This is a genomic window from Reyranella sp. (genome assembly GCF_044224635.1).
Classification (GTDB): Bacteria; Pseudomonadota; Alphaproteobacteria; order Reyranellales; family Reyranellaceae; genus Reyranella.
This window is the reverse complement of sequence record NZ_JBGAKA010000030.1, coordinates 13,938-38,335: the sequence shown is the minus strand read 5'-3', so window position 1 is coordinate 38,335 and position 24,398 is coordinate 13,938. Positions and strand designations below refer to the sequence as shown.

The following is a 24,398-nucleotide window of genomic DNA, read 5'->3' as shown; positions in this document are numbered from 1 at the left end:
GAGATCGCGGGTTCGTCATCTGGTCGGCGCGACTAAGTGAACCGTCTGCAATCTCAGGTAGGGGAAGGCGATAAACAAAAGTAGCGCCATCTCAACGAGTTGCAGGGCACATCTGACGGACAGGTGCAGCGTATCGCCGGCGGTTCGAGGACCTTTTCATTTGCCGTGTCTGGGGTTTCAGGCGAGACTTCGAACGTTGCCGGGGGTGTTTGTCAGAATGATCATCTTCGAAGAATCGCACGGAGAAACTTGGACTATTCGCAAGGATCTCGCTCTCAGGATCGCGGGAACGCGTCCTGAAAACTACTACTACGGCCATCTGTCGGAACTCTTCAGCGAAGAGCTGGGGTTGGGTTCGTCCGCGATGGTGAGCTGGAACGCCGAAACAATAAGGAATTCCGAGCTCGTCATAATAGTGCATCCGGCCCGCAGCTCGGTGGAACCAAACGTTGGGGGGGAACCGATTTTTTCCGACGCCGAGATCGCCTGCCTTGTTGAGTATGTCCGCAATGGTGGAGGGCTGCTCATTGTAGGCGAATACAATATTGATATGTGGGAGAGCAACGTCAACGACGTTGTTCGACCGCTGGGTTTGCAATTCAACAATGATTCGATTGCGCGCCCGCGCCCTGACCTGGAATCGGTCCAAACCAGACATTTCCCCATTATCGTCTCGTCGCAGCATGCAATATGCAACGACGTTTTCGAGATTACGTATCATCGTGGCTGCTCTCTTTCGCTTGCGGAGAGCGATGACAGTGACGCTGCACCTTGCACGGTGATCTCGACGCCGGAAGGAGCGTGCGTCTGTGCGGCGTCAACGGTTGGCAAAGGCCGCGTCGTGGCCATTGGGGATAGCGATCTCTTTTCGCTAGCCTACATCGGGCAGAGCGACAATGTTCGACTGCTCCTCAATATTGCCAGCTGGCTTTTGCAGCGACCCAACAAGGACGTGGAGAAGGGCAAGATTGCCGTCCTGCAGCGTGGCTCCGGTGTATGGGACTTTCCGAAAGGCCGGGATCTTCGGGAAATTCCGGGTAACCATCTCTTCGGTCTCGAGATCGACAAGCCTGCGTTCGACCGCGCAATCGGGGGCTTGCCCAATCCATACGAGGCTCGGGAGGAGTTTTTGAGGGAATGCGAATTTCGATTTCATACTTTGCCTGAACAGTTCCGGCGCGCAGTGATTGACTTCAAACGCAACGGCAATGGCTTTGGCATATTGCACATCATGGGGCTTCCCTTGGATCCGGTGCTGCCTCCTACGCCGGGCAACAAGATCCCTCCGAGGGAGAAGGCCACGTTCTGGAGCGAGAGCTGGCTGGGAATGATCGGGCAGGCGCTCGGCGACCCGATCGGTTACAGCGTTCACCACGACGGAGAGATATTCCAGAACGTATGCCCGATTGCTGCGGAGGAGCGCGAACCGTCGGCTGGCAGCTCAAAAATTTTCCTGGAGTGGCATACCGAGCAGGTGTTCCATCCGGAGCTTCCCGATTTCGTGGTTCTTCTATGCCTGCGCAGCGACCACGAACAAAGCGCGATGACTGCCGTGGCCAGCGTCGCCAACGTTTTGGCTCATGTGCCCATCTCGCTGCGGCAGATCCTGTTTCAGCCTCGCTACCGAGCGGGGATCGACTATTCGTTCGGGGCAACAGGACAGAGCCAGAGAGCCATCGGTGGTCCCAAGGTTCCGTTGTTGTATGGTGGCGGCTACGATCCCTTCATGAAGTTCGATCTCGAGCAGACTCAACCGATCGATCGCGATGCCGCACGAGCCTTTGCACTGGTCAAGGAGACGGTGAAGAAGGTGTACAACTACGTAAGGCTCAACCCGGGAGAGATGCTCATTATTGACAATCGCCGGTCCATTCATGCGCGGTCGATATTCAATCCGCGATATGATGGAACCGATCGATGGCTTCAGCGAATCTATGCGCGCCGCGATGTTGCGTCCATGGACGAGGAGAGATATCGCAACGAACGAATAATCGACACGACCTTTTCCTTTGCCTGAGTGCATCGCGAGGACTGGCATGACCCCGACGATCGTGACGTATCCGGAGGGCGATGAAAGCGCTGCGTGCACGATCACGGCGTTGCCAGAGCTGGTTGAGGGATCATGGTGCGTCGTGACTGACCGGACGCCCTTCCATCCCCTGGATCCGTGGTGGCCGGATCAACCTTCCGATCGAGGAGAGGTTGCGGTGACGGGGAGTGCGAGGGTTCCTGTCGAAAGGGCGGTGCTCGTTGGTGTTGACGTGGCGAGTGGCGCCATGCGCCTCAATTCCGACAAGAGCGTCAAGCGGGCCGATGCGGCCTGGCAATGGAGTGTCGGGCACGTTGTCGGGCGGCAGGCCAGTCCAGGCTTTCAGGTCGGGCAGCCGATAGAGCTTTTCGTGGATCATGCCTACCGGACAGCCATTGCCTGCGGGCACACTGGATGCCACGTCGCTGCCATCGCTCTCAATGCCGTAACGGCGCCTTATTGGGATAGGACGATCCGTCTCGATTCCTTGGGCAATCCGGATACCGATCAACAGCTGATTGGCGAGTCCCGTATCGTCGAGTACGGCAGTGTCGATCGATATCGCATCGGGAAGTCAGCCCGAAAGGCCGGCCTCGCCAGCGGGCGGTTCTGGGCCGATTTCGACGGGCTCGGCGCGGAGATCGAGCGGCGGGCCAATGAGATCGTCGCTGAAATTCGTCAGATCAGCGTTGAACCCGTCGGCACCAGCTTTCACGAGCGCAGGATGTGGAAGGCCAGGCTGGGTGCTCGCACCTTGGAGATGCCGTGCGGTGGGGTTCATACCGCGGACCCGAGAATGCTCCTGCCGATGTCAATTCGCCTGGAGCGGCTGGGCGCGGATGAATTTCAGATGAAGACCTTTGTCCCCGGGGCAGGCTGACGCGACAGGGGCTGCAGGTAAGCGCGACGGACAGCCCTTCTCAGTTGCGGATCACCGACTTCCCGAGCTCCTTCGCCGCATCGACCAGATAGTCGCCGAGGAGAGCGACATCGGGCACCGCCCGCCGATCGGCAGTGAGGCCGAAGTTCAAGGCATCCATGTAGCTCTGCACAGTGATGTTGAGGGCAGCGCCATGCGCCGGGATGGAGACAGGATGAAGCGCCGTCACCTTGGCGCCGGCGCAATAGAGGGGCATTGGTGGGCCGGGCACGTTGGAGATGGTGACGTTCATCGGCATCGGCAGGCGGTCGGCGAGCCCGCTGCGGCCATAGACCAGCATGACGAGCTGCAGCAGGATCGGGGCGCCGACGAAGGCGAAATCCTGGGGTACGGCGTCGCGAAACGTGCCGGCGATCTGCTTGGACTCGGAGGAGGATTTCACGATCGCACGCAGCCGCTCGGCCGGATCGGCGATGTCCGTCGCGATCTGGCACAGCATGCCGGAGACCTGGTTGTTCTGCCGGGTGTCGCCAGGCTCGCGCAGGCTGATCGGCACGCCGGCGATCAACGGCTTGTCCGGGAGCTGGCCCTTCTCCTGCAGATAGCGGCGCAGCGCGCCGGCGCAGATCGCCATGACGACGTCGTTCAGCTTGGCCCCGCTTGCCTTGCCGATTGCCTTGGCATCGCCGAGCGAGATCGTGCGCGCAGCGTAGCTGCGCTCGCGCGTGATGGTGGCGTTGAACGGGGTCTTGGGGGCGTTCAGCGTGGGCAACTGGCTGACCAGGCTCTGCAGCGTGCTGAGCGCCTTCGGCGTCTCGCCCGGCTTGGCGAGGAAGGTGTTGGTCACGGCGTTGACGATGTCCGGTGCGGCCTGCCACAGGCGAACCTGCTGGCGCATCATGTTGCTCATGATGTCAGTTATGCCTTTGAGCGGGTCGACTGCCGTGGGTGAGCTCGGCGCGGGCTTGGTAGCGGCCGGCCGGGGAGGCGGCGGTGCGACCTCGCGCGGCGTCGGCGTCACGTCGTAGAGCGCCTTGTTGATGGCCATGCCGGCCCCGCCGTCGATCGCGGCGTGGTGGACCTTCGAGTAGAGAACGCCCTGGCCGTTCTCCAGGCCGGAGATGACGTAGAACTGCCAGAGCGGCCGGCTGCGATCGAGCGTATTGGCATGCAGACGCCCGATGACTTCCTCGAGCTGCGCTTCGGTCCCCGGTGCGGGCAGCGTCGTCTCGCGCAGATGGTAGTCGAGGTCGAGGTCGTCGGCATCGACCCAACCCGGATGGTCGAGGTCATAGAGTGACGGCGCCAGGCGCTTGGCGAAGATCGGAATCGTGTGCAGGCGGCCTTCGAAGAAGCGGCGGAAGTGCTGGTAGAAGCTGCCCTCGAACCCTTCGGGCAACTGGAAATAGGTGAGGCCCGCCACGTGCATGGGGGTCTCCGGCGTCTCAAGATAGAGAAAGGACGCATCGATGCCCGACAGCTGCTGATCCATGGCGCTCCTCCCGAAACGTCGTGCCGGCTCGGTTCGGCTCTTTTTTGTCTAAGCCTAATCTATTGATTAACAATCATAAACGAGATTCACTATCGCACTGCACAAATTTATGTTGCGGCGCACCATTGTAATCCCATATACGCCTCGTCAGTACAATCATCCACCCGTCTTTCAACCCGAGCAGGAACCACCCATGACCACCCCCAACACTGCCATCGACAGCGTCATCGAGCACGCCAACGAGACCACCAAGGCCGCCGGCGAGCGCGTCCGCGAGTTCGCCCAGATCGGCGTCCGCAAGGCGACCGAGAGCTTCGAGCAGATCAACAAGGCCGCCCAGACGGCGTCGGCCGAGCTCAACACCCAGTTCACCCAGGCGCACGAAGGCGCCACCCGGATCAGCCTGAAGGCCCTCGAGATTGCCAAGGAAGATGCCGATGCCGGCTTCGCCGCGATGCGCGACCTGGTCGCCGCCAAGACGGCGATCGAGGCGTTCGACATCACCGCCAAGTACTGGCGCGGCCGCCTGGAGACCCGCATCGCGCAGGCCCAGGATCTCGGCGCCTACATGCGCAAGGCCGCGGACGACGTCGTCCGCCCGGTCCAGGAGCGCATTGAGAAGCTCACGAAGGCCGCTGCTTGATCGACAGTTTCGAGTAGTCGCGTGCGTAGGGCCCGTCTGCAAGGACGGGCCTTTCCTTTCTGGCCGCGCGCCGGTTTTGAGGGGAAGCAGAAATCGAATGATTGCGAACAGTCTCGATCACGCTCTCGTCTCGTGGTTGGAAGTTCGCCAGCGTCCCGGAGAAGAAGCCGACGAACGCCATTGCCGCGCTTCCGACATGGGGCAGGGTGAAATGAACGTCATCCACTCGGTGGAGGCACTGAGACCAGCGGTACCGGCATAGGCTAGGAAGCTCGTGCCATAGCGGTCTCCAAGCCGGACGATCGAAGGGCAACGCGCTAGCGGGTGACGCGAAACTTGAGAATATACCATAGCGCCTTGAAGCCATCCTTCCAGGCAATCTTCTTCCCTTCCATGTAAGTACGTCCGTAGTAGGAGATGCCGGTCTCGTAGATTCGCCAACGGCGTGCAAGAGCCAGTTGCGCCGAGATTTGTATCTCCACGCCGAAGTCGTCGCATGACAGGTCGATGCTATCCCGTGCTGCGCGCGTGAACATCTTGTAGCAGACCTCGACATCGCTGAGGTCGACATCGTTCCCGGCTATGTGATCGCGATGCTCAGCGCTTCACGAACTCCGGCAGCTTGTGTGCCGTCACCGGCGGTGCGGGACCGTCGAATCGCTCGATCTCGACCAGGCAGGTCTGGGCGATGCAGCCCTGGCTGAGCTTGGAGGCGCCGATGTCGAGCGTGAGCGCGTTCGGATTGCCGTGCTTCTCCAGTGGCTGGTTCGAGCCGGCGTCGGACGGATCGAACCAAGCGCCGGTGGATAGCCGCACGACGCCGCGCCGGATCCGGTCCGACACGCGTGCCGCCGACAGGCAGGCGCCGCGGTCGTTGAACACGCGCACGAGGTCGCCGTCGGCAATGCCGCGGGCGGCAGCATCGGCGGGATGAAGCGTGACCGGCTGGCGGCCCTTGACCTTGGTGGCGCGCGCGTGCGGGCTGTGGTCGAGCTGGCTGTGCAGCTTGTCGGCCGGCTGATCGGACAGCATGTGCAGGGGATAGCGCTCGGCCTGCTTCGAGCCGAGCCATTCGGCGGGCTCCAGCCACACGGCGTGGCCGGCGCAGTCGTCGTAGCCGAACGACGCGATCGTCTGCGAGAAAATCTCGATCTTGCCCGATGGCGTGCGCAGGGGATGCTTGGCCGGGTCGGCGCGGAAGCGCGCCAGCATCACTGGCTCGCGGCTCTCGCCCTGGGCCTCGGCGATGCCGGCCTGCCAGAACGCGTCGAAGGCGGGGATCGCCACGCCGGCGTCGGCTGACTTGGTACGAGACAACCCATAGAGATGCTCCAGCCAGGCCATGGTGTCGCGGCCTTCGGTGAAGGCATCGCCGGCGCCCAGGCGCCGTGCCAGCTCGGCGAAGATCGCGTAATCGTCGCGCGACTCGCCGACCGGTTCGCGCGCCTTCTTCATCGCGATCAGGAACGGCTCGCGGCTGCCGTAGCCGATGTCATCGCGCTCGAGGCTGGTTGTGGCCGGCAGCACGATGTCGGCCATTCGTGCCGCCGGCGTCCAGAACTGCTCGTGGAAGATGATGGTCTCGGGCTTGCGCCAGGCGACCCGCAGGCGATTGAGATCCTGGTGATGATGGAATGGGTTGCCGCCTGCCCAATAGACCAATCGGATGTCGGGATAGACGAGGGTGCGGCCGTTGTAGGGGATCTTTCCGCCGGGCTCGAGCAGCATGTCGGTGAAGCGCGCCACCGGGATGAAGTCGCTGACCGCGTTGGTACCTTGGGGCAAGGTCGGGCCGGAATATTTGGGATGCGCGCTGCCCATCAGGTTGACCGGCCCATAGCCGACGCCGAAACCGCCGCCCGGCAGGCCAACTTGGCCCAGCATGCAGGCCAACGTCACCAGCGCCCAGAACGGCTGCTCGCCATGATGGCTGCGCTGCAACGACCAGTTGATGCTGACGATCGTGCGGGTTGCCGCCATCTCGCGGGCCAGGCGGACGATGCGCGCCGCCGGGATGCCGGTGATCTTCTCCGCCCATGCGGCATCCTTGCCGGTGAGCGAGGGTGCGAATTTTTCGAAGCCCACCGTGCAGCGATCGAGGAAGTCGCGATCGTGCAGGTTCTCCGCCAGCAGCGTGTGGCAGAGCGCCAGGATCAACGCGGTGTCGGTATTGGGCCGGATGGCCAGCCATTCGACCTCGCCGCCGGTGTGGAGGTCATCGGCAGTCGGCGTCACGTTGACGAAGCGCACGCCCTTCTGACGCAGGTCGTAAAGTCCGCGCTTGACGTGATGGAGGGTGGCACCGCCGGCGTTGATCTGGCTGTTCTTGTGCGGCACGCCGCCGAAGGTGACGAACAGCTTGCAATGCTCGGCCAGCACGTCCCAGCTCGTATGCATCGACATCAGCTCGTCCATCGGGGCGACGATGTGCGGCATCAGCACGCGCGCCGCGCCCAGGCTGTAGGAATCCTGGTGCCGCACGTAGCCGCCGATCGAGTTGAGAAAGCGATGGACCTGGCTTTGCGCGTGATGGAAGCGGCCGGCGCTCGACCAGCCATAAGACCCACCGAAGATCGCCCGGTTTGACCAGGTCCGCTTCACCCGCGCCAGCTCGCCAGCCACGAGATCGAGCGCCTCGTCCCACGGCACCTCGACGAACGGCTCCTGGCCGCGCCGTTCGGGGCTGGCGCCCGGGCCCTTGTCGAGCCAGCTCTTGCGGACCGCCGGCCGGCGCACGCGCAGACGGGTCACCTGGTCGGACAGCATGTGCAGGCCGATCGGGGAGGGGTCGGGATCCTTCGAGAAGGGATGGAGACGAACCGCCGTGCCGGCGTCGTCATACTCGACCTCGTAGACGCCCCAGTGGGCGGCCGTGAGGGTACGCTGATGGGTCATGGAGAGGAGGCGGCCTTTGCGAGGGAGAGGAACCTGTCGACGTCGCTCGAGCTGGTGTCGAAGGCGGTGACGAGACGGAAGGCCCGCTCGCCCGGCCGGTCCGACGGCCAGGGGTGATATTGCACGCCAGCCTTCTGCAGCGCGTCGTGAACGCGCGACGGCAGGACAACGAAGATCTCGTTGGCGTTGACCGGATAAAGCAGCTGGGTGCCCTTGAGCGGCGTGAGGCCGGCGACCAGCCGGCGGGCCATGGCGTTGGCGTGGTGGGCATTGGCGAGCCACAGCCCGTCAGTGAGGTAGGCGTCGAGCTGGGCCGACAGCAGCCGCATCTTCGACATCTGATGTCCGCCCCGCGTGCGACGGAACAGGAACTCGCGCGCCAGGCCGGGATCGAAAAACACCACCGCTTCGGCGCCCAGCGCGCCGTTCTTGGTTGCGCCGAAGCTCAGCACGTCGACGCCGGCTTGCCACGACAGCTCGGCGGCCGAGCAACCGACGAACGCCAGGGCGTTTGCAAACCTGGCGCCGTCCATGTGCAGCTTGAGACCGTGACGATGCGTGGAGGTGGCGATGGCGGCGATCTCGACCGGATCGTAGACCGTGCCGCACTCCGAGGCTTGGCTGATGCTGACGGCAGACGGTTGAGGGTGGCGCACCACGCCGTAGACCGGCTGCGCCAGAGCGTCCGCCAGCCGTCGTGAGTCGAGCTTGCCGTCAGGACCGTCGATCGCGCGGAGCTGGGCGCCCCCGCTGTAGAATTCCGTAGCGTTGGCCTCGTCGCCCATAACGTGGGCTTGCGGATGGCAGTAGATGGCGCCCCACGACGGCGTGCAGCAAGCCAGCGACAGCACGTTGGCCGCCGTCCCGGTGGCAACGGGGTAGGAGACCAGGTCGGGTTTCTCGAACAGTTCGCGCAGGCGGCGCTCGACCCGCTGCGTCCATTCGTCGGCTCCATAGGCGTAGGCGCCGCCCGCGAAGGCGGTCGACACGGCCTTGATGATGGTGGGATGCGCGCCGCTCTCGTTGTCGCTGCGAAAGTTCATTCCTGGTCCTCCGGTCGGCGCGTCAGGGCTTCGATCGGGTTGCCGTCAGGATCGCGCACGAAGGCGGCGTCGTAGTTGAAACTCGACAGGTGGTCGATCATCTCAACGGGCCACGCCCGGAGGGAAGTCCACCGTGCCGAGCAGGGCGCCATTGCGCGGGTCGACGATGTAGGCGGCGGAAGGGCCGCCCGGCGTTTCGACATGGACCACCAGACGGTCGCCGGCTGCCGTCATCGACACCACTCGAGCGCCCGACGGCAGGGCGATACGTTCGCTGAAGGTGCCGGAGGCTGCTGGCGATCGTCCGGAGTTGGGCGTAGACATCCGGCGGGCGATCTCGGCCGCAATGACGATGAAGCCCGCCACAATCAGCAGGCCCATCACGATGACCAGCACTTTCAGCCAGAGTGGCGCGTAGGCCTGAGCAGGGGACGCCAAGAAAACTCCATGAGCGACGCCGGCCGCCACTTCGTGACCGTCGATGACAGCACCGCCGGCCAGCGGCTCGACCGCGCCCTGGCGGTGGCCTTGCCGACCCTCACGCGCAGCCGCGTGAAAGCGCTGATCGAAAGCCGCCGGGTGGCGCTGGCGGACGGCCCGACGATAGAAGAGCCCTCCCGCAAGGTCAAAACGGGCGAGCGATTTATCGTCGATGTGCCGGAAGCCGAGCCGGCCGTGCCGCAGCCGCAGGCGATCGACCTCGACATCCTGTTCGAGGACGATGACCTGGTGGTGCTGAACAAGCCGCCCGGCCTGGTTGTGCATCCGGCGCCGGGCAACCCGGACAACACCCTGGTCAACGCCCTCCTGGCGCATTGCGGGAGCAGCCTGTCGGGCATTGGCGGCGTCCGCCGGCCGGGGATCGTCCATCGGCTCGACAAGGACACTTCGGGGGTGATGGTGGTGGCCAAGAACGACGCGGCCCATCATGGCTTGGCCGCCCTGTTCGCCAAGCACGACCTCACCCGGATCTATCGCGCGGTGGTGTGGGGCGGGCCGGCCGCCAAGGAGGGCACGGTGGAGGCCGCGATCAGCCGCCATCCGGTCGATCGCAAACGCATGGCCGTTCGCCGCGCTGGCGGCCGGGCCGCCCGGACCGACTACTGGATCGAGCGCCGCTTCGGGCCGGCCCTTGCTCCCATGGCGAGCTTGGTCGGGGCGAAGCTGTGGACGGGGCGGACCCACCAGGTGCGGGTCCATCTCGCCCATCTCGGCTGCCCGGTTGTGGGCGATCCGGTTTATGGCCGGCGGTCCCGCAACGTCGCTGCGCCGCCGTCGTTGTCGGCATTCCAGCGCCAGGCCCTGCATGCAGCAGTCCTGGAATTCCGGCATCCAAGGACCGGGCGGGAGATGAAGTTCGCCTCAGAAATGCCGCAAGACATGCTGAGTCTGCTGGCGAACCTGAACAGCGTTAAGTGATAAGCTTTAGTATCCGAGAGCATTAGTCGGATTTTCTTGACCTGCTGATCATCCGACTATTAGAGTCAACTTTAGCAGTCGATGGGCGAGAGTGCTAAACGCTCGTTCATCTCAGTCCGTACTTGAAAGGGGGAGCCTCATGAGTGCTACCGCCAACCTTCCCGCCCTGCCGTCCTCGCTAACCCCGGAGGGCAATCTCAGCCGCTATTTGCAGGAGATCCGCAAATTTCCCCTGCTCGAGCCGCAGGAGGAGTTCATGCTCGCCAAGGCGTGGCGTGAACATGGGGATTCGAAAGCCGCCCACAAGCTGGTGACCAGCCATTTGCGCCTCGTGGCCAAGATCGCCATGGGGTACCGCGGCTACGGCCTGCCGGTCGCCGAGCTGATCTCCGAAGGCAATGTCGGCATGATGCAGGCCGTCAAGCGGTTCGACCCGGACCGCGGCTTCCGGCTGGCCACCTATGCCATGTGGTGGATTCGCGCCTCGATCCAGGAATACATCCTGCACAGCTGGTCGCTGGTGAAGATGGGCACGACGGCCGCCCAGAAGAAGCTGTTCTTCAACCTGCGCAAGCTCAAGGGCCAGATGCAGGCCATCGAGGAGGGCGACCTGTCGCCCGAGCAGGTCACCAAGATTGCGACCCGCCTCGGCGTTCCCGAGGAGGAGGTGGTCAACATGAATCGCCGGCTATCGGCGCCCGATTCCTCGCTCAATGCCCCGGTCAAGACCGAGGGCGACATGGAGTGGCAGGACTGGCTGGTCGACGACAGCCCCAACCAGGAGACTCGGCTCGCCGAAAGCCAGGAGCTCGGCCAGCGCAAGCACATGCTGGCCGCCGCCCTGAAGCAGCTGACCGACCGTGAGCGCCACATCATCGTCGAGCGCCGCCTGATCGACGAGCCCAAGACGCTTGAGGACCTGTCCGCCAAATACGGTATTAGCCGCGAGCGGGTGCGTCAGATCGAGGTGCGCGCCTTCGACAAGCTGCAGAAGGCGATGAAGAACATGGTGGTCGAGGCGGCTACCCAGTCGTCATCGCGGCGCATCGGCAAGACGGCCGCCCAGCCTGCGCCGGCCTAGCCTCGCTAGGCGGCGTTCCGATAGCCGATCCGGCGGAAAAATCGGTCGATCTCGGCCGCCGCCGGGTCCGGGGTTTCGTAGTGAACGAAGTGGCCGGCATCCTCCGCGATGCCGGTCTCGACGTTTTCGAAGTACTCGCCGACGACGTCGATCCAGTCGCAGCGCAGCACCGGGTCGTGGCGGCCCCACAGGATTCGGGCCGGCTGTCCGATCTTGGGTGGCCTGGGCGCCGTGCCCGCCATGACGGCCAGGCGCCCGGCATTCTGCGAGACGTACCAGTTGAAGCCACCCTGCAGGTTGCCCGGTCGCATGAAGTTGTCGACCCAGCGCTCGAGCACGCCGTCGAAAGCGGTCTTGTCGTATGCCCAATGCTTCAGGAAGTGGCTGAAATAGGCCCGGCAGGAATCCCGTGAAGCGCCGACCAGGGCTGGTGCAAATGGCATCTGGTGGAAGGTCTGGTACCAGATCTCGTTGATCTGTCGCGGCTCGCGAAAGCGCGCGCCGACACCGTGCGTCGGGCAATTGAAGAAGAACAGCCCGGCCACCCGATCGGGGTGGTTGAGCGCCAGGCGCTGCATGGCGAAGGCGCCGACATCGTGGCCGACGAAACCGGCCTGGGCGAGGCCGAGCTTGCCCATCAGGGCTGCGATGTCGTCGGCCAGGACATCCGCGCCTGCCTGGTCGGTGCGTCCGGGTGACGGATTGCCGCTCTCGCCGAAGCCGCGAAAATCGGGCGCGACCAGCCGATAGCGGTCGCCGAGGCGATCGAACATCGGCTCCCAGGTGGCCCAGAACTCGGGCCACCCGTGCAGCAGGAGGAGTGGCGGTCCTTTGCCGCACTGCGCGACGTGCGTGGTGAAACCGCGCGTCTCGACGAAGGTGTGTGTGATGTCGGCCATGGCTAGACTGTTGCACAACGAGCAGGAGGAGCCCATGGCAGACGCGATCCTTTACGAGACGCCGAGCGCCGGCATCGCGCGCATCATCCTCAACCGGGCGGACACGAGGAACGCGCAGGACACGGCCCTTCTTTATGCGCTGAACGAGGCGTTCGACCGGGCGGCGCACGACGACGAGGTGAAGGTCATCGTGCTCTCGGCCAACGGGCCGCATTTCTCGTCAGGCCATGACCTGCGCGAGGTCGACGGGCACGGCAACATGCGCCGGCACGAGACGGTCGGCACGTGGTCCGGCTTCGGCAAGCCGGGCGCCGAGGCCCAGTATGCCCGCGAGCAGGAGATCTACATCGGCTTCTGCGAGCGCTGGCGCAATCTTCCCAAGCCGACCCTCGCGCTGGTGCATGGCAAGGTGATCGCCGGCGGGCTGATGCTGATGTGGCCATGCGATCTCATCGTCTGCTCCGACGATGCCGAGTTCCTCGACCATACGGTGGCGATGGGCGTCGGCGGGGCCGAGTTTTTCGCCCATCCCTGGGAGATGGGCGTTCGCAAAGCCAAGGAATTCCTGTTCACCGCCGACTGGATCAGTGCAACCGAGGCCCATCGGATGGGCATGGTCAACCACGTGGTGCCGCGTGCCGAGTTGGAGACTTTCGGGTTGGCAATGGCCGAGCGGATCGCCCGCAAGCCCCTGTTCGCCTTGAAGCTCGTCAAGCAGGCGGTGAATGCAGCGCAGGATGCGCAGGGCCGGGTCAGCGCCATGCAGACGTCTTTCGCCCTCCACCATCTGGCACATGCCCACAACATGCTGGCGCACGGCCGCCTGGTCGACCCGACCGGCCTGATGCCGGCCATCAAGAAGCGCGAGCAGGCGGCGGGGTGACAATCATGACCTCCCCAGCTCCGCTGGGGAGGTGTCGGCGTAACCGCCGACGGAGGGGTCATGAGCCACAGTCGCGATGCTCATGACCCCTCCGTCGCCGTATGACGGCGACACCTCCCCAGCGGAGCTGGGGGAGGAGAACAAGAACACCCCAGCCCCGCTTGAGGCCGGTATGAGCAGTTCTCGGCAATCGGCGTCATCGGGTCTCATGACGTCCACCGGACGATCCTGTATTTTGCCGGCATCATGAACGCCCAGAACATCGCCATTGTCGGCGCCACCGGCGCGGTCGGAGTAGAGATCCTCCGCGTCCTCGAGCGACGGAACTTTCCCGTCGCGTCCCTCAGGTTGCTCGCCTCCTCGCGTTCGGTCGGCAAAACCCTCGAGTTCAAGGGCAAGGCCTGTCCGGTGGAGGAAGTGGCGGCCGGAGCGTTCAAAGGGATCGACATCGCCTTTTTCAGCGCCGGCGCCGCCCGGTCGCGCGAGTTCGTGCCGGCGGCCAAGGCGGCCGGCGCCATCGTGGTCGACAACTCGTCGGCCTTCCGCATGGATCCCACGGTGCCGCTGGTCGTGCCCGAGGTGAACGCAGGCGACTTGGCCAAGCATACCGGCGTGATCGCCAACCCGAACTGCACCGCCGCCATCCTTGCGACGGCTGTCTGGCCGATCCATCAGGCGGCCGGCATCCGCAAGATCGTCGTAGCGACCTATCAGTCGGCCTCGGGCGCCGGTGCCCAGGCAATGCAGGAGCTCGAGGACCAGGTGCGCGACCACGTCGCCGGCAAGGAGATCGAGCGCAAGGTCTTCCCGCACCAGATCGCCTTCAACCTGTTCTCGCACAACACCAAGATCGGCGAGAACGGTTACAACGAGGAAGAGAACAAGGTGATCGAGGAGATGCGGAAGATGTTCCACATGCCGCATCTGCCGATCGTGCCGACCTGCATCCGCGTGCCGGTGCTGCGCGCGCACTCGGAAGCCATCACGCTCGAGCTCGACAAGCCGATGTCGCCCGCCGAGGCGCGCGACATCCTGGCGCGTGCCCCCGGCGTCAAGCTGGTCGACGACGCGGCGGCCAACCACTTCCCGATGCCGCTCGAGGCGAGCGGCGATCTCGACGTCCATGTCGGTCGCATCCGCCGCGATCTGTCCAATCCCAACGGCCTGGTGCTGTTCGTGGCGGGCGACCAGCTGCTGAAGGGAGCGGCGTGGAACGCCGTCCAGATTGCCGAGGAGCTCGCCAAGCCCAAGGCCATGGCGGCGGAGTAACGCCAATCCGCGGTTCGGCCAGGCGAATTTCGCTTGGCCGATTCTCGGTGCGAGGAATCGAGACAAGAGACGCAGGCTCTCTATAGTTCCCGGTCAAATAGCCGAGGAACCGCCATGTCGAGCCGCGTACAATCCCCATCCACCAGCAACGCCGGCGATGGCGCGCTGCTCGCGAGCCCGGTCGAGCGGGCGCGCGCCGTGCAGGCCATCCTCGACGAGCACGGGCCGGAGATGGACCGCCGGCGCGAGTTGACGCCGGAAGTGGTCGACGCGCTGGCCGGACAGGACCTGCTGCGCATGCTGCTGCCGCGCAGCATGGGAGGGCAGGAAGTCGACCTTGTCGACTACTGCAAGGCCAACGAGGCGATCGCCTGGGCCGATGCCAGCACCGGCTGGTTCGTCAATCAGTCCAACGTCTCGGCGGCGTCCTCGGCGGCGGCGATGCCGCACGAGGCGGCGGCGAGGATCTTTGCCGGCTCGCGGGCCGGATTGGCGTGGGGTGCTCGGCACAACAACAGCACGGCAATCCGGGTCGAGGGCGGCTACCGCCTGACCGGCACTTGGAGCTTCGCCAGCGGCGGCCGGCATACGACGTGGCTCGGCGCCCACAGCGCCGTGCAGAATCCCGACGGCACGCCGCACATCCGCTACGGCAGGCCGGACGATCGCAGCTTCCTCTTCCTGCGCTCGCAGGCCAAGATCATCGATGACTGGCACGTGCTCGGCCTGCGCGGCACCGGCAGCGACACCTATTCGGTGACCGACCTGTTCGTGCCCGACGCACATGCGCCGGCGCGCGACATCGCGGACGAACGGCGCGAGCACGGGCCGATCTATCCGATCGGCTCGACGCTGCTTTACGCCTGCGGCTTCTGCAGCGTCACCATCGGCATCGCCCGGCGGATGCTGGACACCTACATCGAGCTGGCGCGCGGCCGGCACAGCCGGGCCTCGGTCCAGGCGATGGCGCGCAACAATGCGGTGCAGCGCGAGGTCGGCCTGCTCGAGGCACGGCTCTCCTCGGTCCGCGCGTTTCTCCACGAGGCGGCCGGCCAGGCTTACGCGGCGTCGGCCGCCGGTACGCTCGATGTCGACCTGCGCATGCGACTGCGGCTTGCCACGACGCACGGCATGAACGAGGCGACCGACGTGTCGATCGCCTGCTATCGCGGTGCCGGCACGGCAGCGATCATGAACTCCGCGCCGTTCGAGCGCCGCCTGCGTGACGCGCTGAGCGCCAGCCAGCACCTCCAGGCGATGCTGCCCTTGGTCGAGATGGTGGGTCGCCATCTGATCGGGACTGAGAACGTCGTGCAGTTCGTATAAGCGGCTTTTTCATGACCATTGACCCGAAGAATTCTTCAGCCGGCCTGCGTCTGATCCTTGGTTCCGGTCGGCAGTCCTGTCACACTGAATGGTGCTGTCGAGACGGGCGCTGTGGCCCGTCGGGGGAAACCGCCGGTTCGAGAGGGGAGCGGGACCCGCTTGCATTGGGGGAATAGATGATCCGAACGCTTGCTGTCGCCGTCTTGAGCCTTCTTCTGGGTGCTCAGGCGGCATGGGCCGACTTGATTCCCGGCTCCAAGAACAACATTGCCGGCTGGGATATCGGCGCCTACACGCGCGGTGACAGGTTCTCCCATTGCGCGATGTCGACGCTTTATCGCAGCGGCATCACCATGGTGTTCTCGGTCTCCGGCGACTACACGTGGCGGGTCGGCTGGGCGCACGATTCATGGCAGTTCAGCAGGGGGCAGAGCGTGCCGGTCGACATCTTCGTCGACAATATCGGGCCGATCACGCTGCGTGCCAATGCTGTCACCGACAAGCTGGCCCTGGCAGAGCTGCCGCCCAGGGCAGCCCTGTTCGACCTGATTCGCCGCGGCAACCGGATGACGGTTCGCGCCGGCGGTTCCAATTACGCCTTCAATCTCGACGGCACCTATGCTGCGCTTACCGAGACGCTGGCGTGCGCCGAGCGCTACGAGGCCGTCGCGTCGTCGTCGCCGCGCTCGCCCATACCGCGGCAGCAGCAGCAGCAGACGACGCCGCCGCCGCAGCCCGAGCGGAACGCGCGGGGCAGCACGGCCGAGGAGCGTCTCGAGGCCACCAAGATCGTCGCCAACATCCTGTCGCACGGCGAGCTGAGCAATTTCCGCATCCTGACGGCGCGCGAAATCGCCGAGATGAAGTCGAGCTACCTGTCGAGCTCCGATGTCGTGTGGCGCGCCGAAGGCGTCATCGGCACGCTGCGCATCATCGCTTCGTCGGTCAACGCGACGGCCCGGCAGATCGCGGCAGCAGTCGTCTCCGACGACACCAAGAACTGCAAGGGACAGACCATCTCGGGCTCGACCAAGGACGAGAAGAACCCCGAGGTCGTCCGCGTCTTCACCGGCTGCCAGGACGGCAGCGACGCTTACCAGTTCTATTACACGATCGTGCCGCTCGACGATGGCGCGTTCTACCTCTTCGCCACGGCATCGAAGGCCGCTGCTGGAGGCAAGAGCGAAGGCGCCAAGGTCGAGGCGATGCTGCGTGACGCCGTGTTCGACGTGATGGGGCGATAGCACTCATCGTCTTTCGGACCGCGAGCGTCTCGCTCGCTCATGACTCTGAGCGAGCGAGACGCTCGCCGTCACCCTGGGTCATCCGAGGAGCGGCCGGCAGTTCATGCGCTGCCAGCGCATGACACGCTCCTTCGGCAAAGTCAGCGCCTATGGGACCGGTCACCTGGTCGATGAGCCGCCTGCGGGCAGGGTCTGGGCAACTTCAGCCGCTTCGCTCGCATCGGCGTAAATCTCCTCGCGGATGACCCGCCCGGTCACCTCGTCGAGAAAGACGCGGAGCGCCCGATTGAGCTCGGTGAACTCGGGCCACAGCACCTGGTCGATGAAGCCGCGTGGCACCCGCAGCATGACAGTCGTGAGGCGCTGGCGGCGATAGCGGTAGGGCTTGAGGCCGTAGCGTCGACAGAGAGCGACGAACAGCCGGCGCGACCATTGATCGGGCATTGAGAACTGCATCTCGATCGGCGAATCGCGTCGTTCGAGCTCCGCCAGGCGCGCCTGGACACGCGCCCGGGCGGCGTCGGCCGCCATCCGCTCGCCGTCGGTGCCGGCGCCGGCGAACAGGGCCTCGATCTTGCGCAGCCTGTCGCGCAGCTCGGCTTCGTTGGTCATCGCTTCCCCATACGACGTCAGGAAGAGGGGGCGTAGCCCTTCGGCGCTTCCTGCATGATCGCCAGCGTGTGTCCGTCGGGGTCCTCGAAGAACGCCATCCAGAGATCGTGATCGTCCATTCGGGCGATGAGGTGCGGCCGGCCGGTGAAGACGAGGCCGCGCTTCTCGAGTTCCGCTACGCTCAAGGCGATGTCGGCACAGCGGAAGTAGATGCAGCCGCGCGGCACGAGATCCTCCGGCTTGGCGACCTTCTCGAGGAGCAAGCGCACGCCGGCGCAGTCGAAGAAGACGAGACCGCCGAACCGGTGGAGCTTCCGAAGGCCGAGGACATTGCCATAAAAGGCCTCGGAGCGATCGGGGTCGCTGATCGGCAGGCCGATCTGGCCGATATGGCTGAGGTTGAGGAGCATCTGTCAGCTCTTGATCATCACCTCGATCAGGCTCGGGCCGCCCTTTCGGGCGAGCGCCTTGTCGATTGCCGCGTCGAAGCCAGCGACGGTGTCGACACGCTCGGCGGTGACGCCGAACCCCTGGGCGATCTGGGTGACATTCATCTTCGGATCCTTGAAGTCCATGCCGATCGGCTTGTCGTTGCCGTGGAACAGCTTCAGGCGGTTCTTGAGGATCTGATAGCCTTCGTTGTTGGCGATCACGAAGATCACCGGCAGCTTCTGGTTGGCGGCGCTCCACAGCGCGGTGATCGAGTACATGGCGCTGCCGTCGCCGATCACGGCGACCACGCGTCGTTCGGGCAGCGCGATCTGGACGCCGACCGCGGCGGCGATGCCCCAGCCGATGCCGCCGCTGACATTGCCGAAGAAGCTGTTGCGGTCGCGGAACGGGAAATACATCGGCAGGGTCGCGGCGCTGGTCAGGCCCTCGTCGACCACCACCGCGTCCTTCGGGATCTTCTCGCTGAGCTGCATCATCACCCATTCGGCGGCCAGAGGCTTCTCGGTGGGAACGGCCAGCTTGGCCTTGCGGGCGGCGCGCTGGGCGCTCCAGTTGCGCTTGGCGATCTCGGCCATCGCGTCCTTGGCGCGCGAGTCGAGCGCGCTGCCGCCCAGTTTCTTCAGGAGCGGGACGAGGGCTTTCAGGGTCTCCTTCACGTCGGCGCGCAACGCGATCTCGGCCGGGAAATTCTTCCCCATCTCCCAGTCGCGCAGCCCGATCATCGCCACCGCCGTGGTTTCGGGCAGCGGCTCGGTCGTGCTCCATACCGACATCTTGAGCACGTCCGAGCCCACGCACAGCATGAGGTCGAACTCGCTCAGCACGCCGCGCACGTATTTCTGGTCACGGTTCAGGGCGCCGATATAGGCGGGGTGCTCGGAGGGGAAGTGCGCACCCCACGCCACGGTCTGCTGCAGCACCGGAGCACCCAGGGTCTCGGCCAGCGCCTCCGCCTCGGCGAAGGCATCCGACGTGGCGATCTCGTGCCCGGCCAGGATGACGGGCTTCCTGGCGGACAGCAGCCGGCGGGCGAGTTGCTCGAGCGCCGCGTCGCTCGGGCGGACCGCCGTGTCGACGCGGGTCGGGGCGCCCATGTCGACGGCGGCCTCGTTGTTCAGGATGTCGCCAGGCAGGGAGATGAACACCGGGCCGGTCGGCGCCGTGGTCGCCACCTTGGCGGCACGGCGCATGATGCGCGGCAGGTCCTCGATGCGGTTGACCTCGGTTGCCCACTTCACGACCGGCTGGGCGATCGGCACCAGGGGCGCATAGAGCAGGGGCTCGGTGAGTCCATGGCCCTGCTCCTGCTGGCCGGCGGTCACGATCATGGCCGTGCCCGACATCATCGCCGTGTAGATCGAGCCGATGGCGTTGCCGAGACCGGGTGCCACGTGGACGTTGCACGACACCAGCTTGCCGGAGGCACGGGCGTAGCCGTCGGCCATGGCGATGACCACGGCTTCCTGCAGCCCCAGCACGTAGCCCATCTCCGGCGCCGAGGAGAGCGCGTGCATGATCGGCAGCTCGGTGGTGCCGGGATTGCCGAACATCTTGCTGACGCCTTCATCCTGGAGCACGCGCATGAAGGCGTCGCGGCCGGTGATGGTGTTGGTGACTCGGCTGTCAGGCATCGAATGGGTTCCTCCCTGGCGACAGGGTAGCCTGCCGCGCGCAGGCATGAAATGATCGGTTCACCGCGATGCGAAAAGAAGACCTCGAATCGAAGTTGACGATGCTGCCGTGCTGGCGCGGCCCGGTGTCCTTCGAACCGCTGAAGGGCGGCCTTACCAACCTTTCCTATGTCGTGACCGATGGCGACGAGAAGTTCGTCGTGCGCTTCGGCGCCGACATTCCAGTGCACCACGTCTCTCGCGAGCGCGAGCGGGCCGCATCGATCGCCGCGTTCGCGGCCGGCCTGTCGCCCGAGATCGTCCATGGCGAGGCCGGCATCATGGTGATGCGCTTCATCGCTGGCCGCACCTTCGTCGAGGCCGACATGCGCGCCAATGTCGGCCGGCTGGCTGCCTTGATGAAGGACTGCCATGCCAGGGTCGGACGGTTTGTGCGCGGTCCCGCCGGCGCCTTCTGGGTGTTCCACGTGATTCGCGACTATGTGCACCTGCTCGATGCCGACCGGCGCTACGTCGACTGGGCCGACCGGCTGGAGCAGGCCCAGGTGCCGCTGCCGATCGTGTTCGGTCATCACGACCTGCTTCCGGGCAACCTGATGGACGACGGCGCGAGGCTGTGGCTGATCGACTGGGAGTACGGCGCTTTCGGCACCGCCTTGTTCGACCTCGCCAATCTGTCGGCCAACGGCGACTTCGGTCCGGCCGAGGATGCGGGGCTGCTCGAAGGATATTTCGGCACCGTCGACGCCCCACTGCGCCGCGCCTTCGCCGCCATGAAAGCCGCCAGCGCGCTGCGCGAGGCGCTGTGGGCCATGGTGTCCGACGTTCACCTGCGGACCGAGGACGTCGACTACCAGGCGCACGCCCGCACCTATCTCGCGCGCTTCAACGCCGCAACGGCCGCTCTCGACCTCGGCTGAGCGGCTAAAGGCACGATGGTCGTTGACTGCTCCAGCGGGCTGCCGGCACTGGACACATGGTGGTTGCGTTATGAGTTCCTGGCACAGATCGACCTTGGCGAAGCCTCGGCGAGCGCCGCGGAGCTGAAATTCGCCCACGGAAAGTTGACTTCAGCAAATCTGCAGGTCGTTCCAGACTTCGGCCCAATTGGCCCAATCGGCGGGCCAAACGCGGGAGAAAAGGAATGCGCAAGACGACGATGGTGAAGGCATGCGCGATCACGGCGTTGGCATGCGCCGCATCGGGCGGAGCGACCTGGGCACAGCAGCCGCCGCAGTTTCCCAACATGACCTTCTTCATTACCAGCGTCGGCGGGCCTTCGGGCGCCGACTATGGCGGCATCGACGGAGCCGATCGCCATTGCCAGACCCTGGCCGCCAAGGCTGGTGCCGGGGGCAAGACCTGGCGGGCCTATCTCAGCGTGCAGGCCGTCGGCGGCGCCACTGCCATCAACGCACGCGACCGGATCGGCAAGGGGCCGTGGGTGAATGCGGACGGCGTCCAGATCGCCGCCAATGTCGACGACCTCCATTCCGCCAACAACAAGATCAGCACCGAGACCGGCCAGTCGGAAACCGGCCGCCGCATTCCCGGCCGCTACTTCGTCGTCAACCAGCACGACATCCTGACCGGATCGCTCGACAACGGCACCGCGCCGCCACCCGATAAGGACATGACCTGCGGCAACTGGACCAAGAGTGGGGAGGGCGCAGCCATGGTCGGCCATCACGACCGCGCCGGCTTGCGCGACGATGCGCCGTCGAAGTCGTGGAATGCCTCTCATCCCTCGCGCGGGTGCAGCCCCGACGCCCTGAAGAGCAGCGGCGGCGCCGGCCTGCTCTACTGCTTCGCGGCGAATTGATTCGGCCATCGTCGTTCGCGTTCCGAAACGATGCCGGCCCAGGGCGGGCAATCGCCATCGCACAAGAGTATCCTTCCGGAGAAGCTTTCATCCGGGAGGAAGGCCATGGACGGATCGAGGCAGGCCGCGGCGGTCGACTACGGCAGCGAGGAAGCTGCCATGCGGGTCTACCTGCGAGAAGGCGAGCGGCGGGCGGCGACGCTCGGCAATCGCGGTCCGATCCGTTTCACGGCGGACGGCGCCCTGAATCCAGAGATTGTCGAGGCCTATTGGCGTTGCGGTTTCTACGTCTTCGAAGGCGTGCTGAAGGCCGAGGAGCTCGCCGATATCGAGCGTGATCTCCGCGACATCCTCGATCGCCTGCCAGCCGAGCGCGGCGCCGCGCTCGATGCCAAGGGACGCCCGGCGCTGGCCGCCGACTGCACCGCGCCTGCTCTGCTGTGGTCGAAGCCGCTCGGCGATCCGTTCGGCGGCACGACACTCGCCAACGGCCGCCACCCGGTGAAGATGTTCGAGCCCAAGGCGGCCGACGACGCACCCAAGGAAGTCGTCTACCTGATCCTCGGTTCGCTGCAATTCTCCGAGGCCGCATTGCGCGTCTACGGTCATCCGCAGCTGCTCGCGGTTGCCGCGGCGATCAATGGTCCGGACTTCACGCCTTTCAACGAGGCGCTGTTCATCAAGGAGCCGGGCCGCGGCGCCTCGGTCGCCTGGCACCAGGATGGCGTCACGCACTGGGACAGCCCGACGTGGGACCAGGGGGCGCACGGATTCAACTTCATGGGCCAGCTCTACGGCTGCACGGCGGCCAACGGCGTGTGGGTCGTGCCGGGTTCGCACAAGCGCGGCAAGATCGACATTCGTGCTCTGGTCGACGCCGCCGGCAGCGAGCGCCTGCCGGACGCCGTGCCGATCATCGCCAGGCCGGGCGACGTTGCCATCACCAACCGCCAGGCGCTGCACGGCTCGTTCGCCAACACCAGCCGCGACTGGCGCGTCACCGTGAACATGGGCTTCCACCGCCGCCGGTCGGTGCTGGGCGTTCACGGCGGCGGCGTGCACAACACGGCCGCGATCTACGACGACGCGCGCATCCGCGAGCGCGCCCGCTTGATCGGCTATGCCATCGACGCCCGCCGCCAGCGCTTCCCCGACGAGACGCCTTTCGCCTACCAGCCGCACGTCTCGGCCGGCCTCAACTATCGCTGGGATACGGCGGCCAAGGCCGACATCAAGGACTACAACCTGCTCGATCTCAGCATTTGACCCACGATCTCAACCCGCGCGCCATGTCGAAGAACGTGCCGGGCTTCGTGTCGCCACAGTCGTGGTTTGTCGACCTGACGCTGGTGAACCTGAAGTAGGAAAGTTCAAAGGTCCCTCGCTGCGCTCGGGATGACAGGATTGATGTCATGATCGTGTCCTCGCGCTCGGGGCTGGTGCTGAGCAGGGCCACTGGGCAACCCACCAATTCCTCGACGCGGCGCACGTACTTGATGCAGGTCGCCGGCAGCTCGCCGAACGAACGGGCGCCGCGCGTGCTCTGGCCCCAGCCTTCGAAGGTTTCCCAGATCGGCTGCAGCTTGGCCTGGGCGCCCATCGTGAACGGGAAGCGTTCGATGCGCTTGCCGTCGAGCTCGTAGCCGACGCAGACCTTGATCTCCGCGAAGCCGTCGAGCACGTCGAGCTTGGTGAGCGCGATGCCGTCGATGCCGTTCAGCTTGACCGCCTGCCGCACCATCACGGCGTCGAACCAGCCGCAGCGGCGGCGGCGGCCGGTGTTGGTGCCGAACTCGTTGCCGCGATCGCCCAGCAGCTGGCCGATCGAATCCTTGAGCTCGGTCGGGAAGGGGCCGTCGCCGACGCGCGTCGTGTAGGCCTTGGCGATGCCCAGCACGTAGCCGACCGCGCCGTTGCCCATGCCGCTGCCGATCATCGCCTGCGCCGCCACGGTGTTGGACGAGGTGACGAACGGGTAGGTGCCGTGATCGATGTCGAGCATGGTGGCCTGCGCGCCTTCGAACAGGATGCGCTTGCCCGAGGCGCGCAAGCCATCGAGCCGCTCCCACACATCCTCGGCGTAGGGCAGCAGCCTGGGCGCGAGGTCGAGCAGGTCGGCGAGCAGCGCCTTGGGCTCGATCGTCGGCCGGCCGAGTCCCTGGCGCAGCGCATTGTGATGGGCGAGCAGCGTGTCGACCTTGAGCGCGAGCTGGTCGGGCTCGGCGAGATCGCCGACCCGGATGGCGCGCCGGCCGACCTTGTCTTCGTAGGCCGGGCCGATGCCGCGGCGCGTCGTGCCGATCTTGATCGTGCCCGGCACGTCCTCGCGCCAGCCGTCGAGATCGCGATGCAGCGGCAGGATCAGCACGGCGTGGTTGGCGATCTTGAGGTTGTCGGGCGTCACCGCCACGCCTTGGCCATTCACCTTCTTCACTTCCTCGAGGAAATGCCAGGGATCGACCACGACGCCGTTGCCGATGATCGACAGCTTGCCGGGCCGCACCACGCCCGACGGCAGCAGGGCGAGCTTGTAGACCTGGTTGCCGATGACGAGCGTGTGGCCGGCGTTGTGACCACCCTGGAAGCGCACCACGACCTCGGCGCGCTCGCTCAGCCAGTCGACGATCTTGCCCTTGCCTTCGTCGCCCCACTGGGCGCCGATCACTGCCACGTTGGCCATTTGCGTTGTCCTGATGGAGGTGTTCAGACACGAAAAAACGCCTCCCCGGGGCAACCACCGTTGGCCGACCCGGAGAGGCGTGGCGTTCGATAGCACG

Annotated in this window: 22 protein-coding genes and 1 pseudogene; 12 read left to right on the top strand and 11 right to left on the bottom strand. The window is 65.3% G+C overall.

Features of this window, described 5'->3' with window-relative positions:
* Positions 1 to 217 precede the first annotated feature (217 nt).
* Positions 218 to 2,017: a TauD/TfdA family dioxygenase gene (locus ACILR9_RS23615; protein WP_395712415.1), complete on the top strand. Its 1,800-nt coding sequence runs from the start codon at positions 218 to 220 to the stop codon at positions 2,015 to 2,017.
* A gap of 19 nt (positions 2,018 to 2,036) precedes the next feature.
* Positions 2,037 to 2,909 (top strand): hypothetical protein, encoded by an 873-nt coding sequence (locus tag ACILR9_RS23610; protein WP_395712414.1) that lies wholly within the window; start codon positions 2,037 to 2,039, stop codon positions 2,907 to 2,909.
* A 40-nt stretch (positions 2,910 to 2,949) separates the two neighbouring features.
* On the opposite strand, the gene ACILR9_RS23605 is transcribed toward ACILR9_RS23610, so the two are convergent.
* Positions 2,950 to 4,401 (bottom strand): wax ester/triacylglycerol synthase family O-acyltransferase, encoded by a 1,452-nt coding sequence (locus tag ACILR9_RS23605; RefSeq protein ID WP_395712413.1) that lies wholly within the window; start codon positions 4,399 to 4,401, stop codon positions 2,950 to 2,952.
* Positions 4,402 to 4,594: 193 nt separating this feature from the next.
* On the opposite strand from ACILR9_RS23605, the gene ACILR9_RS23600 reads away from it, so the two are divergent.
* On the top strand, positions 4,595 to 5,044 hold the full coding sequence (locus tag ACILR9_RS23600; RefSeq protein WP_395712412.1) for a phasin family protein: 450 nt from the start codon (positions 4,595 to 4,597) through the stop codon (positions 5,042 to 5,044).
* On the opposite strand, the gene ACILR9_RS23595 is transcribed toward ACILR9_RS23600, so the two are convergent.
* The 5 genes from ACILR9_RS23595 to ACILR9_RS23575 all read right to left on the bottom strand — a co-directional run bounded on the left by ACILR9_RS23595 (position 5,025) and on the right by ACILR9_RS23575 (position 9,420).
* Positions 5,025 to 5,225, bottom strand: a complete 201-nt coding sequence (locus tag ACILR9_RS23595) for a hypothetical protein (protein WP_395712411.1) — start codon at positions 5,223 to 5,225, stop codon at positions 5,025 to 5,027. The genes ACILR9_RS23600 and ACILR9_RS23595 overlap by 20 nt on opposite strands.
* A 136-nt stretch (positions 5,226 to 5,361) precedes the next feature.
* Complete coding sequence (locus ACILR9_RS23590) at positions 5,362 to 5,580, bottom strand: hypothetical protein (protein WP_395712410.1); 219 nt, start codon at positions 5,578 to 5,580, stop codon at positions 5,362 to 5,364.
* A gap of 61 nt (positions 5,581 to 5,641) precedes the next feature.
* Complete coding sequence (locus tag ACILR9_RS23585; protein WP_395712409.1) at positions 5,642 to 7,939, bottom strand: molybdopterin-dependent oxidoreductase; 2,298 nt, start codon at positions 7,937 to 7,939, stop codon at positions 5,642 to 5,644.
* Positions 7,936 to 8,982, bottom strand: a complete 1,047-nt coding sequence (locus tag ACILR9_RS23580) for a threonine aldolase family protein (RefSeq protein ID WP_395712408.1) — start codon at positions 8,980 to 8,982, stop codon at positions 7,936 to 7,938. The genes ACILR9_RS23585 and ACILR9_RS23580 overlap by 4 nt, the downstream gene beginning before the upstream one ends.
* A 102-nt stretch (positions 8,983 to 9,084) precedes the next feature.
* Positions 9,085 to 9,420 (bottom strand): DUF6476 family protein, encoded by a 336-nt coding sequence (locus ACILR9_RS23575; protein ID WP_395712407.1) that lies wholly within the window; start codon positions 9,418 to 9,420, stop codon positions 9,085 to 9,087.
* Positions 9,421 to 9,429: 9 nt separating this feature from the next.
* Between ACILR9_RS23575 and ACILR9_RS23570 the strand changes: the two genes are divergently transcribed.
* Both ACILR9_RS23570 and rpoH read left to right on the top strand, forming a co-directional pair.
* Complete coding sequence (locus ACILR9_RS23570; protein WP_395712406.1) at positions 9,430 to 10,401, top strand: RluA family pseudouridine synthase; 972 nt, start codon at positions 9,430 to 9,432, stop codon at positions 10,399 to 10,401.
* Between the two features lie 139 nt (positions 10,402 to 10,540).
* Complete coding sequence (gene rpoH / locus ACILR9_RS23565; RefSeq protein WP_395712405.1) at positions 10,541 to 11,482, top strand: RNA polymerase sigma factor RpoH; 942 nt, start codon at positions 10,541 to 10,543, stop codon at positions 11,480 to 11,482.
* Between the two features lie 5 nt (positions 11,483 to 11,487).
* Here the strand turns inward: rpoH and ACILR9_RS23560 are convergent, their stop codons facing one another.
* Positions 11,488 to 12,381: an alpha/beta fold hydrolase gene (locus ACILR9_RS23560; protein ID WP_395712404.1), complete on the bottom strand. Its 894-nt coding sequence runs from the start codon at positions 12,379 to 12,381 to the stop codon at positions 11,488 to 11,490.
* A 34-nt stretch (positions 12,382 to 12,415) separates the two neighbouring features.
* Between ACILR9_RS23560 and ACILR9_RS23555 the strand changes: the two genes are divergently transcribed.
* From ACILR9_RS23555 to ACILR9_RS23540, 4 genes are all read left to right on the top strand, one after another.
* Positions 12,416 to 13,264 carry an enoyl-CoA hydratase gene (locus tag ACILR9_RS23555; RefSeq protein WP_395712403.1) on the top strand — a complete coding sequence of 283 codons (849 nt, stop codon included), beginning with the start codon at positions 12,416 to 12,418 and terminating at the stop codon, positions 13,262 to 13,264.
* Positions 13,265 to 13,510: 246 nt separating this feature from the next.
* The gene (locus tag ACILR9_RS23550) at positions 13,511 to 14,533 is read left to right on the top strand and encodes an aspartate-semialdehyde dehydrogenase (protein ID WP_395712402.1); all 1,023 of its coding nucleotides are present in this window, start codon (positions 13,511 to 13,513) and stop codon (positions 14,531 to 14,533) included.
* Between the two features lie 114 nt (positions 14,534 to 14,647).
* Entirely contained in the window at positions 14,648 to 15,859 is a 1,212-nt protein-coding gene (locus tag ACILR9_RS23545; protein ID WP_395712401.1) for an acyl-CoA dehydrogenase family protein, read from the top strand.
* Between the two features lie 176 nt (positions 15,860 to 16,035).
* Positions 16,036 to 17,103 carry a hypothetical protein gene (locus ACILR9_RS23540; protein ID WP_395712400.1) on the top strand — a complete coding sequence of 356 codons (1,068 nt, stop codon included), beginning with the start codon at positions 16,036 to 16,038 and terminating at the stop codon, positions 17,101 to 17,103.
* A 159-nt stretch (positions 17,104 to 17,262) separates the two neighbouring features.
* On the opposite strand, the gene ACILR9_RS23535 is transcribed toward ACILR9_RS23540, so the two are convergent.
* The 3 genes from ACILR9_RS23535 to ACILR9_RS23525 are packed head-to-tail and all read right to left on the bottom strand — an operon-like array spanning position 17,263 to position 19,799.
* Entirely contained in the window at positions 17,263 to 17,715 is a 453-nt protein-coding gene (locus ACILR9_RS23535; protein ID WP_395712399.1) for a hypothetical protein, read from the bottom strand.
* A 17-nt stretch (positions 17,716 to 17,732) separates the two neighbouring features.
* Positions 17,733 to 18,125, bottom strand: coding sequence for a VOC family protein (locus tag ACILR9_RS23530; protein ID WP_395712398.1), 393 nt, complete (start codon positions 18,123 to 18,125; stop codon positions 17,733 to 17,735).
* 3 nt (positions 18,126 to 18,128) lie between these two features.
* Complete coding sequence (locus ACILR9_RS23525) at positions 18,129 to 19,799, bottom strand: thiamine pyrophosphate-binding protein (RefSeq protein WP_395712397.1); 1,671 nt, start codon at positions 19,797 to 19,799, stop codon at positions 18,129 to 18,131.
* Positions 19,800 to 19,867: 68 nt separating this feature from the next.
* Here ACILR9_RS23525 and ACILR9_RS23520 point away from each other — a divergent pair, with 68 nt between their 5' ends.
* The 3 genes from ACILR9_RS23520 (at position 19,868) to ACILR9_RS23510 (ending at position 22,887) form a co-directional block, all read left to right on the top strand.
* Positions 19,868 to 20,719: a phosphotransferase gene (locus tag ACILR9_RS23520; RefSeq protein WP_395712396.1), complete on the top strand. Its 852-nt coding sequence runs from the start codon at positions 19,868 to 19,870 to the stop codon at positions 20,717 to 20,719.
* Positions 20,720 to 20,943: 224 nt separating this feature from the next.
* Positions 20,944 to 21,621: a hypothetical protein gene (locus ACILR9_RS23515; RefSeq protein WP_395712395.1), complete on the top strand. Its 678-nt coding sequence runs from the start codon at positions 20,944 to 20,946 to the stop codon at positions 21,619 to 21,621.
* 105 nt (positions 21,622 to 21,726) lie between these two features.
* The gene (locus tag ACILR9_RS23510; RefSeq protein WP_395712394.1) at positions 21,727 to 22,887 is read left to right on the top strand and encodes a phytanoyl-CoA dioxygenase family protein; all 1,161 of its coding nucleotides are present in this window, start codon (positions 21,727 to 21,729) and stop codon (positions 22,885 to 22,887) included.
* Between the two features lie 145 nt (positions 22,888 to 23,032).
* Here ACILR9_RS23510 and ACILR9_RS23505 read toward each other — a convergent pair.
* Positions 23,033 to 24,301 (bottom strand): annotated as a pseudogene (locus ACILR9_RS23505) (adenylosuccinate synthase); the annotation flags it as partial.
* Positions 24,302 to 24,398 lie beyond the last annotated feature (97 nt).

Excerpts from the sequence above, each read along its gene's own strand:
- ACILR9_RS23585 (WP_395712409.1), bottom strand. The coding sequence starts at position 7,939 with ATGACCCATCAGCGTACCCTCACGGCCGCCCACTGGGGCGTCTACGAG.
- ACILR9_RS23555 (WP_395712403.1), top strand. The coding sequence starts at position 12,416 with ATGGCAGACGCGATCCTTTACGAGACGCCGAGCGCCGGCATCGCGCGC.
- ACILR9_RS23590 (WP_395712410.1), bottom strand. The coding sequence starts at position 5,580 with ATGTTCACGCGCGCAGCACGGGATAGCATCGACCTGTCATGCGACGAC.
- ACILR9_RS23580 (WP_395712408.1), bottom strand. The coding sequence starts at position 8,982 with ATGAACTTTCGCAGCGACAACGAGAGCGGCGCGCATCCCACCATCATC.
- ACILR9_RS23520 (WP_395712396.1), top strand. The coding sequence starts at position 19,868 with ATGCGAAAAGAAGACCTCGAATCGAAGTTGACGATGCTGCCGTGCTGG.
- rpoH (WP_395712405.1), top strand. The coding sequence starts at position 10,541 with ATGAGTGCTACCGCCAACCTTCCCGCCCTGCCGTCCTCGCTAACCCCG.
- ACILR9_RS23550 (WP_395712402.1), top strand. The coding sequence starts at position 13,511 with ATGAACGCCCAGAACATCGCCATTGTCGGCGCCACCGGCGCGGTCGGA.
- ACILR9_RS23510 (WP_395712394.1), top strand. The coding sequence starts at position 21,727 with ATGGACGGATCGAGGCAGGCCGCGGCGGTCGACTACGGCAGCGAGGAA.
- ACILR9_RS23515 (WP_395712395.1), top strand. The coding sequence starts at position 20,944 with ATGCGCAAGACGACGATGGTGAAGGCATGCGCGATCACGGCGTTGGCA.
- ACILR9_RS23595 (WP_395712411.1), bottom strand. The coding sequence starts at position 5,225 with ATGGCGTTCGTCGGCTTCTTCTCCGGGACGCTGGCGAACTTCCAACCA.
- ACILR9_RS23615 (WP_395712415.1), top strand. The coding sequence starts at position 218 with ATGATCATCTTCGAAGAATCGCACGGAGAAACTTGGACTATTCGCAAG.
- ACILR9_RS23540 (WP_395712400.1), top strand. The coding sequence starts at position 16,036 with ATGATCCGAACGCTTGCTGTCGCCGTCTTGAGCCTTCTTCTGGGTGCT.
- ACILR9_RS23525 (WP_395712397.1), bottom strand. The coding sequence starts at position 19,799 with ATGCCTGACAGCCGAGTCACCAACACCATCACCGGCCGCGACGCCTTC.
- ACILR9_RS23605 (WP_395712413.1), bottom strand. The coding sequence starts at position 4,401 with ATGGATCAGCAGCTGTCGGGCATCGATGCGTCCTTTCTCTATCTTGAG.
- ACILR9_RS23535 (WP_395712399.1), bottom strand. The coding sequence starts at position 17,715 with ATGACCAACGAAGCCGAGCTGCGCGACAGGCTGCGCAAGATCGAGGCC.
- ACILR9_RS23545 (WP_395712401.1), top strand. The coding sequence starts at position 14,648 with ATGTCGAGCCGCGTACAATCCCCATCCACCAGCAACGCCGGCGATGGC.
- ACILR9_RS23600 (WP_395712412.1), top strand. The coding sequence starts at position 4,595 with ATGACCACCCCCAACACTGCCATCGACAGCGTCATCGAGCACGCCAAC.
- ACILR9_RS23610 (WP_395712414.1), top strand. The coding sequence starts at position 2,037 with ATGACCCCGACGATCGTGACGTATCCGGAGGGCGATGAAAGCGCTGCG.
- ACILR9_RS23560 (WP_395712404.1), bottom strand. The coding sequence starts at position 12,381 with ATGGCCGACATCACACACACCTTCGTCGAGACGCGCGGTTTCACCACG.
- ACILR9_RS23570 (WP_395712406.1), top strand. The coding sequence starts at position 9,430 with ATGAGCGACGCCGGCCGCCACTTCGTGACCGTCGATGACAGCACCGCC.
- ACILR9_RS23530 (WP_395712398.1), bottom strand. The coding sequence starts at position 18,125 with ATGCTCCTCAACCTCAGCCATATCGGCCAGATCGGCCTGCCGATCAGC.